8 protein-coding genes are annotated in these 7,666 nt (G+C 65.0%); 5 read left to right on the forward strand and 3 right to left on the reverse strand.

Annotated elements, in window-relative coordinates; all coding sequences use genetic code 11:
- Window positions 1–431, reverse strand: a 431-nt coding sequence (locus VOI29_RS20330) for a hypothetical protein (RefSeq protein ID WP_323783010.1), incomplete at its 3' end; no start/stop codon positions are given.
- A 360-nt stretch (window positions 432–791) separates the two neighbouring features.
- On the opposite strand from VOI29_RS20330, the gene xth reads away from it, so the two are divergent.
- The gene (gene xth, locus VOI29_RS20335) at window positions 792–1,598 is read left to right on the forward strand and encodes an exodeoxyribonuclease III (RefSeq protein ID WP_323783013.1); all 807 of its coding nucleotides are present in this window, start codon (window positions 792–794) and stop codon (window positions 1,596–1,598) included.
- A gap of 106 nt (window positions 1,599–1,704) precedes the next feature.
- Here xth and VOI29_RS20340 read toward each other — a convergent pair whose 3' ends face one another.
- Window positions 1,705–2,871, reverse strand: coding sequence for an FAD-dependent monooxygenase (locus VOI29_RS20340; RefSeq protein WP_323783016.1), 1,167 nt, complete (start codon window positions 2,869–2,871; stop codon window positions 1,705–1,707).
- A 102-nt stretch (window positions 2,872–2,973) separates the two neighbouring features.
- A complete protein-coding gene (dksA, locus tag VOI29_RS20345) occupies window positions 2,974–3,396 on the reverse strand; it encodes an RNA polymerase-binding protein DksA (RefSeq protein ID WP_044008631.1) in 423 nt (140 codons plus the stop codon).
- Between the two features lie 186 nt (window positions 3,397–3,582).
- Here dksA and VOI29_RS20350 point away from each other — a divergent pair, with 186 nt between their 5' ends.
- The 4 genes from VOI29_RS20350 (at window position 3,583) to VOI29_RS20365 (ending at window position 7,410) form a co-directional block, all read left to right on the forward strand.
- Complete coding sequence (locus tag VOI29_RS20350) at window positions 3,583–4,422, forward strand: MoxR family ATPase (protein WP_323783025.1); 840 nt, start codon at window positions 3,583–3,585, stop codon at window positions 4,420–4,422.
- Window positions 4,423–4,554: 132 nt separating this feature from the next.
- Entirely contained in the window at window positions 4,555–6,003 is a 1,449-nt protein-coding gene (locus VOI29_RS20355) for a DUF2927 domain-containing protein (protein ID WP_416361570.1), read from the forward strand.
- 33 nt (window positions 6,004–6,036) lie between these two features.
- Window positions 6,037–6,204 (forward strand): hypothetical protein, encoded by a 168-nt coding sequence (locus VOI29_RS20360; RefSeq protein WP_323783019.1) that lies wholly within the window; start codon window positions 6,037–6,039, stop codon window positions 6,202–6,204.
- 21 nt (window positions 6,205–6,225) lie between these two features.
- On the forward strand, window positions 6,226–7,410 hold the full coding sequence (locus tag VOI29_RS20365) for a VWA domain-containing protein (protein ID WP_323783022.1): 1,185 nt from the start codon (window positions 6,226–6,228) through the stop codon (window positions 7,408–7,410).
- Window positions 7,411–7,666: the final 256 nt, after the last annotated feature.

Below are 7,666 nucleotides of genomic sequence, written 5' to 3' on the forward strand. Positions count from 1 at the left end.
GCCGTTGCGGCCGGGGCCGAGCCGGAAGAGAACATCTCTGTCAGATCGCCGGACGCAGCCTCAGCGTGTTCAGCGGGCGCTGAACCGGAGGAAAACATCTGCACCAGATCGCCTGTGCGGCTGTCGGACTGCGCTGCGGGGGCCGAGCCGGAGGAGAACATCTCCACCAGGTCGCCGGCTGCGGTTTCGCCGCGTGCCGACGGCGCCGAGCCGCTGGAGAACAAACCGGTTTCGCCGCCTGCCCAGCTTTCGGCTGTCTGCGGCATGGAGCCGGAAGAAAACAGCGACACGCCCTCTCCCGCGCTCAGACCGGCGGTGCATTCCGGCGCCGATCCAGAGGAGAACATCCCCGCCGCATCGCCCTCGAACAGGCTGCAGCCTGCGGCCGGGCGGTTAGCGTGGAGGGGCTGGATTTTGTGCTGAGCAGTCATTTGGAACCTCATTTGTTAAGGACAAAAGGCTCCTCCACGCTGACACGGCCCTCGTGCAGCGCAAACAGAAAATGCAATTTCACATTGTATTTTCTAGCGCGGATCACATTAACTTCAACCCGCTATTTTTTGCGTAATTTCAATTATTTCAACTCATCCACAGCTTATGCACCGCGTTATTCACACGCATATTACTGCAAGATAAAGAAACTCAACCTGAGGGGTACTTTTCACCTGTGCAAAACAGAGGTGATTCGCCGCACCGCCAGTGATTCGCGAATTCCGCTTCGGGCTTGCCCCGGGGTGCTGATTCAGCGATAGATCAGCCTCGAATAAAGCAATCTGCGCCGGAGGCAAGCCATGAAAATCGCCACATTCAATATCAATGGCATCAAGGCCCGGGCCCAGGCGCTGCCGGACTGGCTGGACGAGGCCCAGCCCGACGTGGCGCTGCTGCAGGAGATCAAATCGGTCGATGAGGCGTTTCCGCGCGAAATGCTCGAAGAGCGCGGCTACAATGTCGAAACCCACGGCCAGAAAAGCTTCAACGGCGTGGCGATCCTGTCAAAGCTGCCGCTGGAGGATGTGCGCCGCGGGTTGCCCGGCGATGACAGCGACGAACAGGCGCGCTGGATCGAGGCGACGGTGGTCGGCAAGCAGGCGATCCGCATCTGCGGCCTTTATCTGCCCAACGGCAACCCGGTTGAGCTGGAGCCGGACGGCAGCCCGGCGGCGGGCGGTAAATATGCCTATAAGCTGGCCTGGATGGAGCGGCTGAAGGCGCGGGCGCAACAGCTGCTGGACAGCGAGATGCCCGCGCTGATGGCGGGCGACTACAACATCATACCGCAGGCCGAAGACGCCAAACGGCCCGAAGCCTGGCTGGAGGACGCGCTGTTCCGCCCGGAAAGCCGCGCCGCGTTTCAGCGGATTGTGAACCTCGGCTTCACCGAGGCGTTCCGGGCCCGGCACCAGGGACCGGGGCATTATTCCTTCTGGGATTACCAGGCCGGTGCGTGGAACCGCGATGACGGCATCCGCATCGACCATTTCCTGCTGACGCCGCAGGCCGCCGATCTCTTGCGCGACTGCCAGATCGACAAGGATGTGCGCGGACGCGAAAAACCCTCGGACCACGTGCCGGTCTGGGTGGATCTGGACATCTGACACCCAGCGCCGCCCGCGCCGCGCCTCCGCGCGGCGCCCGGCCCAACCTGGCCCGGGTCATCGCCGATGCCCCGGGACGGGGCGGGAGCCCGCCGCCTGCGCTGTCTCAGGCGGTGACGTCGTGGCGGTAGATCCAGTCGAACTGGCTGACCATCTTGTCCGGCGCAAAGCGGCCGCCCAGCCTCAGCACCTGATGCGCAGGCCAGCTGAGCGGGGCGCGCAGGTGGTATTTCCAGGCGTTCTTACTGGCGGCCTGCACCACGTTTTCCGCCCGCTCCCGGCGCCGGGATTGATAGCGTGCCAGGCCGCGCGCGACATCCGGCGCCTCCCGCAGGGACCGGGCCAGCACCCAGGCATCCTCCAGCGCCAGATTGGCACCCTGGGCCATGAACGGCAGCGTCGGATGCGCGGCATCCCCCAAAATCGCGGTGTTTTCGCCGTGCCAGCCGGCCGCCACCGGATGCCGGAACAGCCCCCACAGCAGCACCTCCTCCACCGCCTCCAGCAGCGCCGCGGCGGTGCCGCCGAAGCGGGAGAAGGCGGCGCGCAGGTTGGCGGGATCGTCCTTGACGTTCCAGCCCTCTTCGGCCCAGGCGCGGCGCTCCTGCACCGCGACCAGGTTCATCAGGCTGCCGTCGCGCAAGGGATACGCCACCAGATGCCGCCCCGGCCCCATGAACACCTGCGCCTCTGCGGGCAGGTTCAGATGGTTGGGCACGGTGGCGCGCCAGGCGACCTGGCCGGTGAAGACGGGCGGGCGCTCGCCGTTCAGCGCCACCCGGGTTTTTGAATGCAACCCATCGGCGCCCACCACCAGATCGCCGCCGCATTGGGCGCCGTTGCAGAGGCGCACGACCGGCTGCGGGCCGGGCACGACCCGTTCGGCCCTTTGCAGCAGCCGCACCTGCACGCCTTCGCGGCGGGCGGCGCCGGCCAGGATGCCGACCAGGTCGGAGCGGTGCACCAAGTAATAGCGCAGGCCCGCGGCATGTTCATCAAGATCCAGCCGCAACACCTGGCCGCCGCGGCGGTGGCCGCGCAGCACCACGGCGCGGGCCCGCTGCGAACACCAGGCAAGGTCATCGGCCAGCCCCAGCGCCTTCAGCACAGCGACGCCGTTGGGGGTGATCTGCAGGCCTGCGCCCGCTTCGGAAATCGCCTCGGCCTGCTCCAGCACAGTCACCGAGGCGCCAAAGCGGCGCAGCGCCAGCGCTGCGGTCAAGCCGCCGATCCCGGCGCCGATGACGGTTATTTTCAGACCTTTGAGTTCCATGGGCTCCTGCAGATTCTCCGCCCGCCCCCAATGAAACAAAAAACGCCGGAGCAAAAGACCCCGGCGCCATCTAATTGTCAGTTTGCCCGTATCAGCCGCCCGTCAGTCGTCGCGGTGGACCTTTTCGCGGCGCTCATGGCGCTCCTGCGCTTCCAGGCTCATGGTGGCGATCGGACGCGCGTCCAGACGTTTCAGCGAGATCGGATCGCCGGTCACTTCGCAGTAGCCGTATTCACCTTCGCCGATGCGGCGCAGGGCCGAGTCGATCTTGGCGACCAGCTTGCGCTGGCGGTCGCGGGTGCGCAGTTCCAGCGCGCGGTCGGTCTCTTCGCTGGCACGGTCGGCAACATCCGGGATGTTGCGGGTGTTGTCCTGCAGCCCTTCGATGGTATCGCGGCTGTCTGACAGCAGATCTTGCTTCCATTCCAATAGCTTGCGTCGGAAATACTCAAGCTGCCGGTCGTTCATGAACGGCTCATCTTCAGCCGGTCGGTAGTCGTCCGGCAGAAACACCTCTTGCTTCATTTCGGCTCCTTCGGTCTGGCCCATAATGCTGGTCATAATTTGCACCTGAACATTTTGGCTCCCCCTCTGCCGCAGCGTTTATCCCCATCAGAAGGGAATGTCACTACACAATAGTGGCGCCGTTTGGTTAAAAGCATGATAAGAACTTGGCGCCGCGGCACCGATCAGGACTGGAACAGGAAAGATATGCAATTTCAGGGCACTAAAGAATATGTCGCAACGGATGATTTGAAAGTTGCGGTCAATGCGGCGGTGACGCTGGAACGGCCGCTGCTGGTCAAGGGCGAGCCGGGCACCGGCAAAACCGAGCTGGCCAAGCAGGTGGCCGGAGCCCTGGGGCTGCGGATGATCGAATGGAACGTGAAATCCACCACCCGCGCCCAGCAGGGACTGTATGAATATGACGCCGTCAGCCGGTTGCGCGACAGCCAGCTGGGCGATGCGCGCGTCAATGATGTGAAGAACTACATCAAGAAGGGAAAGCTGTGGGAGGCCTTTGAAGCCGGCGAAAAGGTCGTGCTGCTGATCGACGAGATCGACAAGGCCGATATCGAGTTCCCCAATGACCTGCTGCAGGAGCTCGACAAGATGGAGTTCCACGTCTACGAGACCGGCGAGATGGTCAAGGCCAGGCACCGCCCGATCATGATCATCACCTCGAACAATGAAAAAGAGCTGCCGGACGCCTTTTTGCGGCGCTGCTTCTTTCACTACATCCGCTTCCCGGATGCGCAGACGATGAAGAAAATCGTCGAGGTGCATCATCCCGGCATCAAGGACAGCCTGCTGACCGCCGCGCTGACCCAGTTTTACGAGATCCGCGAGACCCAAGGCTTGAAAAAGAAGCCGTCGACCTCCGAGGTGATCGACTGGCTGAAGCTGCTGCTGGCCGAGGATCTGTCGCCGGAGGACATCGCCCGTGACGGCGCCGATGCGCTGCCCAAACTGCATGGGGCGCTGCTGAAGAACGAACAGGACGTGCATCTGTTCGAACGGCTGGCCTTCATGGCGCGCGGACGCCGCTGATCTGCCTTGCGGCCGGGACAGGCAGGCGCCTGGCCTGGCGGCTGCCTGTTTCGCTTCAAATTGCTGCCGCATTCCCTTATCAGAGGACACAGAACCGGGCTGCGCAGCCCGGGCTGACAGGAGACGCCCCGAGTGCCCGCAGACGCAGCCCCGGCTTCACAGATCTTTGTCCGCCGCCCTGTTCGGCGGTCCGACCGCAGGCCTGCCGGCCTGCGCGTGCTGCGGGGTGCGGCGGCCGGGCTTGCAGTGGCTGCGCTGGCCGCCTGCGCCGCCCCCGAGAGGCAGGTCACAGCGCCGACCCGCGCCGCAGCTGCGCCGGTTGTGCTGCCGCCGGTCAAGGTCTTCACCGCCCGCCGGCCGCAGCCTCCGCAGCGCTCCAATGCTGATATCGCGCGGGATTTTCTGGATCTGCATTTCCGGCTGGAAGGCGGCAGCACCCTGCCCCAGTTCACCCGGTTCGAGACCCCGATCACCCTGCAGGTGACCGGCACGCCCGCGCCGGGTTTCAACCGCGATCTGACCGCGTTGCTGGCCCGGCTGCGGACCGAGGCCGGCATCCCGGTGCAGCGGGTGTCCGGCGGCACGGCCAATATCACCATCCAATCGGTTTCCCGCGCCGAAATCCGGCGGGCCCTGCCCAAGGCCGCCTGTTTTGTGGTGCCCAACGTTGCATCGCTGAGTGAATACCGCCGCAACCGGCGCAGCCCTCGCACCAATTGGTCGCTGCTGCGCAGCCGCGAAAAACTGGCGGTGTTCATCCCCAATGACGTCAGCCCGCAGGAAGTCCGCGACTGCCTGCACGAGGAACTGGCCCAGGCGATCGGGCCGCTGAACGATCTGTACCGGCTGCCGGATTCGATCTTCAACGATGACAATATCCACGCGGTGCTGACCGGCTTTGACATGCTGATCCTGCGCGCCAGCTATGCGCCCGAACTGCGCACCGGCATGAGCCGGGCCGAGGTCGCCGCGCGGCTGTCCGCGGTGCTGGCCCGGCTGAACCCGCGCGGCGCCAGCACCGCGGCACAGCCGCTGCCGGAAACCCCGCGCGCCTGGGTCGCAGCCTATGAGCAGGCCTTGGGGCCGCAATCCTCGCTGCGGGACCGGCTGCGCGCCGCCAACACCGCCGCCGCGATTGCCCGCGATCTGGGCTGGCAGGACCACCGGCGGGCCCTGAGCCATTACACCTTGGGCCGGATGCTGCATGTCCGCGAGCCTGAGCTGGCGCTGCAGCATTTCCTGACCGCCCGGACCTATCTGCAGGGGCAGCCCGGTACCGGGATGCACCAGGCCAAGCTGGCAGTGCAGCTGGCGGCCTATGAGATTGCCGCGGGCAACGGCGGGGCTGCGCTGGCCGGCCTGGCACCCGCTGCGGCCGCTGCGGCACAGCATGAAAGCGCCGCCCTGCTGTCGACGCTGCTGATGCTGCAGGCCGAAGCGCTGGATCTGCAGGGCCGCGTGGTGGAGGCGCGGCGGGTCAGGCTGGACAGCCTGGGTTGGGCGCGTTACGGGTTTGGCCCGGATTGGGTGGTCGAGGCCCGGCTGGAAGAGATTGCCGCGCTGCGCCCTTCCGGATCCTGATCCTGCAACACGAGACAAGAGACGGAAAAGACCATGATCGTAATCGCCGGCTTGGTGCTGGGCGCCGCAATTGGCGCAACAAAGGCCCGCAAACGTGGCGGCAATACCCTGGACATGCTGCAATACGGGGCTGTCTATGCCATCGTATTTGGTATGCTTGGCCTGCTGGCAACCATCCTGACCCACCGGGTGCTGGCGTAACGGCTCAGCAAAGGCTCCGCGATGTTCCAGCCCTTCTTTGAAAACCTGCGCAAGGCGGCCATTCCGGTGTCTTTGCGCGAATATCTGACTTTCCTGGAAGGGATGAAGGCGGGGCTGGCGACCTATGATATCGAGGCGTTCTATTTCCTCGCCCGCGCGGCGATGGTGAAGGACGAGCGCAACATCGACAAGTTCGACCGCGCCTTTGCCGCCACCTTCAAAGGGTTGGAGGCAATCCCGGCCGAGGCGGTGATGGACGCCGTCGATATCCCCGAAGACTGGCTGCGCAAGATGGCTGAAAAACATCTGAGCGCCGAGGAGAAAGCCGAGATCGAGGCGCTTGGCGGCTTCGAGAAGCTGATGGAAGCGCTGCAGGAGCGGCTGAAGGAGCAACAGGGCCGCCATCAGGGCGGCAGCAAGTGGATCGGCACTGCGGGCACGTCGCCCTTTGGCGCCTATGGCTACAACCCCGAAGGCGTGCGCATCGGCCAGAAAGAAAGCCGCCACCAGCGCGCGGTCAAGGTCTGGGACAAGCGCGAGTTCAAGAACCTCGACGGCGACGTCGAGCTGGGCACCCGCAACATCAAGGTCGCCCTGAAAAGGCTGCGCCGCTGGGTCCGCCAGGGTGCGCATGAGGAGCTGGATCTGGACCGCACCATCCGCTCCACCGCCGAGCATGGCTATCTGGACGTGAAAACCCGGCCCGAGCGGCACAATGCGGTGAAGGTACTCCTGTTCCTGGACGTGGGCGGCTCGATTGATCCCCATATCCAGGTGGTGGAGGAGCTGTTCTCGGCCGCGCGGACCGAGTTCAAGCACCTGGAGTACTACTACTTCCACAATTGCCTGTACGAAGGCGTCTGGCGCGACAACCGGCGGCGCTGGGGCGAGAAGACCCCGACCGATGAGGTGCTGCGCACCTACGGGCCGGACTATAAATGCATCTTTGTCGGCGATGCCTCGATGTCGCCTTACGAGATCGCTTATCCCGGCGGTGCTAATGAGCACTGGAACGAGGAAGCCGGCCAGGTCTGGCTGCAGCGCGCGCGCGAGGCCTGGGCGTCGAACCTGTGGATCAATCCGGTGCCGGAGAAATACTGGGACTATACCCATTCGATCGGCATGATCCGCGAGATCTTCGAGAACCGCATGGTGCCGATGACGCTGGACGGGCTGGAACGCGGCATGAAGGAGCTGTCGCGCTAGGGGGCTTTTCCTGGCAGCCCGTCAGCGCGGCGGATTGAAGCAACAGGTAACGCCGGTTCTGCCGCGCCCGCAGCTGCGCCGGCTGGCGCCAGCCTCCCCCCCCTTGGCAGGCTTGGGCCTGGCATCCTGCCTTGGCAGGATGCGCGCCGGGCCCGAAGGTCCGGCGCCGGGCCCAACCGGCAGACCGGCATTCTAATGCAGGCCGGGCGGGCGGGAGCCGCGCCTTACGCGCGGGCTGCAGGATGATGAAGGCAAT

Origin of the sequence: Leisingera sp., assembly GCF_034669605.1 — a bacterium.
Lineage (GTDB): Bacteria > Pseudomonadota > Alphaproteobacteria > Rhodobacterales > Rhodobacteraceae > Leisingera.

Coding starts and splice junctions, on each gene's coding strand:
- VOI29_RS20365 (WP_323783022.1), top strand. CDS start 6,226: ATGTTCCAGCCCTTCTTTGAAAACCTGCGCAAGGCGGCCATTCCGGTG.
- VOI29_RS20360 (WP_323783019.1), top strand. CDS start 6,037: ATGATCGTAATCGCCGGCTTGGTGCTGGGCGCCGCAATTGGCGCAACA.
- xth (WP_323783013.1), top strand. CDS start 792: ATGAAAATCGCCACATTCAATATCAATGGCATCAAGGCCCGGGCCCAG.
- VOI29_RS20340 (WP_323783016.1), bottom strand. CDS start 2,871: ATGGAACTCAAAGGTCTGAAAATAACCGTCATCGGCGCCGGGATCGGC.
- dksA (WP_044008631.1), bottom strand. CDS start 3,396: ATGAAGCAAGAGGTGTTTCTGCCGGACGACTACCGACCGGCTGAAGAT.
- VOI29_RS20350 (WP_323783025.1), top strand. CDS start 3,583: ATGCAATTTCAGGGCACTAAAGAATATGTCGCAACGGATGATTTGAAA.